Origin of the sequence: Albidovulum sp. (assembly GCF_041919395.1) — a bacterium.
GTDB lineage: Bacteria > Pseudomonadota > Alphaproteobacteria > Rhodobacterales > Rhodobacteraceae > Albidovulum.
Genome location: NZ_JAYRTX010000193.1, coordinates 1 through 2,045 on the forward strand (window position 1 = coordinate 1; position 2,045 = coordinate 2,045).

Annotated in this window: 2 protein-coding genes and 1 pseudogene; 1 reads left to right on the forward strand and 2 read right to left on the reverse strand. The window is 70.9% G+C overall.

Features of this window, described 5'->3' with window-relative positions; translation table 11 throughout:
- Together ACMUOO_RS17295 and ACMUOO_RS17300 are read right to left on the reverse strand one after the other, a co-directional pair.
- Positions 1-389 (reverse strand): annotated as a pseudogene (locus ACMUOO_RS17295) (hypothetical protein); the annotation flags it as partial.
- On the reverse strand, positions 389-1,132 hold the full coding sequence (locus ACMUOO_RS17300) for an SDR family NAD(P)-dependent oxidoreductase (RefSeq protein WP_301918907.1): 744 nt from the start codon (positions 1,130-1,132) through the stop codon (positions 389-391). The pseudogene ACMUOO_RS17295 and the gene ACMUOO_RS17300, both read right to left, overlap by 1 nt.
- Positions 1,133-1,425: 293 nt before the next feature.
- On the opposite strand from ACMUOO_RS17300, the gene ACMUOO_RS17305 reads away from it, so the two are divergent.
- Positions 1,426-2,025 carry an outer membrane protein gene (locus tag ACMUOO_RS17305; RefSeq protein ID WP_301918908.1) on the forward strand — a complete coding sequence of 200 codons (600 nt, stop codon included), beginning with the start codon at positions 1,426-1,428 and terminating at the stop codon, positions 2,023-2,025.
- The last annotated feature ends 20 nt before the right edge of the window (positions 2,026-2,045 follow it).

Genomic DNA, 2,045 nt, shown 5'->3' on the forward strand with positions numbered 1-2,045 from the left:
CGCTGCGTGCGTTTTCGGGGCGCGATGCGGGCAGCATGAAGCGCCCGGTCCATTTCCGGCGCGTCGGGCAGGCCGTCGCCCGTGGCCGCAGCCCAGGACGCGCGGAACGCGGCGTAGTCTTGCCGTCTGCACTCGCCGCACGGCCGGTGCCCGGCGGCGAGCGCCACTGCCTCGTCAAGGAAGAAAAGCTCGGTGTAGCGCCCCGGCGCCATCACCGTCCGGTTGCGGCCCCTGAACGCGGTCACACAGCAGACCCAGTTCCGGTGCCGGAAGGGGGCGACGATCCGTCCCCCGCCGTCGTGCAGGATACCCCGGTTGCCCATGAAAAGCCCCCGCCCCGGGTGGGCGATGATCTCGCCCTCGGGCGTCACGCGGTTCTGGCGCGCCATCAGCGCATCCGGAGCGCACCGTCGAGGCGGATCACCTCGCCGTTGAGATAGCCGCATTCGACGATGAAGGCGGCGAGTGCGGCATATTCGGCCGGATCGCCGAGGCGGCGCGGGAAGGTGACCTCGGCGGCGAGGCTCGCCTGCACCTCCTCCGGCAGGCCTTTCATCATCGGCGTGGCGAAGATGCCGGGCGCGATGGCGCAGACGCGGATGCCGAGGCTCGCGAGGTCGCGCGCGGCCGGCAACGTCAGGCCGACGATCCCGCCCTTGGAGGCCGCATAGGCCGCCTGGCCCTTCTGTCCGTCAAAGGCCGCGATGGAGGCGGTGTTGACGATGACGCCTCGTTCGGGGCCGTCGTTGCGCGCCATCTCGGCGGCCGCGAGACGCATCACGTTGAAGGTGCCGGCGAGGTTGATGTCGAGCGTGCGGCGGAACGAGGCGAGCGCGTGAGGCCCCTCGCGACCGAGGATCCGTTCGCCGGTGGCGATGCCGGCGCAGTTCACCAGCACGTCGATCCGGCCCATGGCGGCGCGGGCCGAGGCGATTCCGGCCGCGACGGAAGCCTCGTCGGTCACGTCCACGGCGGCGAAATGCGCACCGATGTCCTGGGCGACAGCCTCCCCCCCGGTCGCGCGGTCGAAGACCGTGACCCTTGCGCCCCTCTGGCGGAAGGCCTCCGCCGTTGCCGCGCCGAGGCCCGAGGCCCCGCCGGTGACGATCGCTGCGGCCGAGTCGAGACGCATGGCTGTCCTCCAGGCTTGGCCCGGAACGTCTCCGGGCGAGGGGAATGAACTCGCCTTCCTGAGGTATCTTCGGGCGCGATCGCTGTCCAGTCGGCGAAACGAGGCCGGTCCCGGTCACTAGTGCGCAAGGTTTCGCCGATCCGGGGGTGTGGCGCGTGGGCTTCGGATCAACGGTCCGTGAAGGCCCCTTGGAACCCCGCCCGACTTGGCCAACTTCATTCCGTGGGAGGGCAGTGACGGTGGCCGGGAAGGCTGCATCTGCCCCGCATGCCCGAGCAGACAAGGAGATCAAGATGAGACACATCAGCAAGACGGCCCTCGGCTTGGCCTTCGGCGCGGCGTTCGCCGCCCCGGCGCTTGCCGGCGGCTACGCCGAGCCGGTGGTGGAGGCGCCCGTCGCTGCACCCGTCGTCGCGGCCGCGCCGAACGGCGACTGGACCGGCGGCTGGGTCGGTGGCCAGGTCGGCTACGGCGACGCATCGGCCGGGGCAGTCGATGGCAACGGCGCGATCTACGGCCTGCGCGGAGGGTACGACTGGGATTTCGGCCAGTGGGTGCTCGGCGCGGGGCTCGACTGGGACAAGACCGACATCGACCTCGGCACCGCCGGCGACAACCTCGACAGCATCGCCCGGCTCGGTGTTCGTGCCGGCTATGACATGGGGCGGACGCTGCTCTATGTCCGTGGCGGTGCCGCACAGGCGAGCGCGGACATCGGCGGCGTGAGCCGCGACGACACCGGCTGGTTCGCCGGCGTCGGCGCGGAATATGCGCTGAACGACCGCTGGACCGTCGGCGGTGAGGTGCTTACGAACCAGTTCGACAATTTCGACAACACCGGCACGGACATTGACGCCACGACGGCGGCGCTGACCGTGGGCTTCCGGTTCTGATCCGGCGCGGGGGCCTTCGG

Coding starts and splice junctions, on each gene's coding strand:
- ACMUOO_RS17300 (WP_301918907.1), bottom strand. CDS start 1,132: ATGCGTCTCGACTCGGCCGCAGCGATCGTCACCGGCGGGGCCTCGGGC.
- ACMUOO_RS17305 (WP_301918908.1), top strand. CDS start 1,426: ATGAGACACATCAGCAAGACGGCCCTCGGCTTGGCCTTCGGCGCGGCG.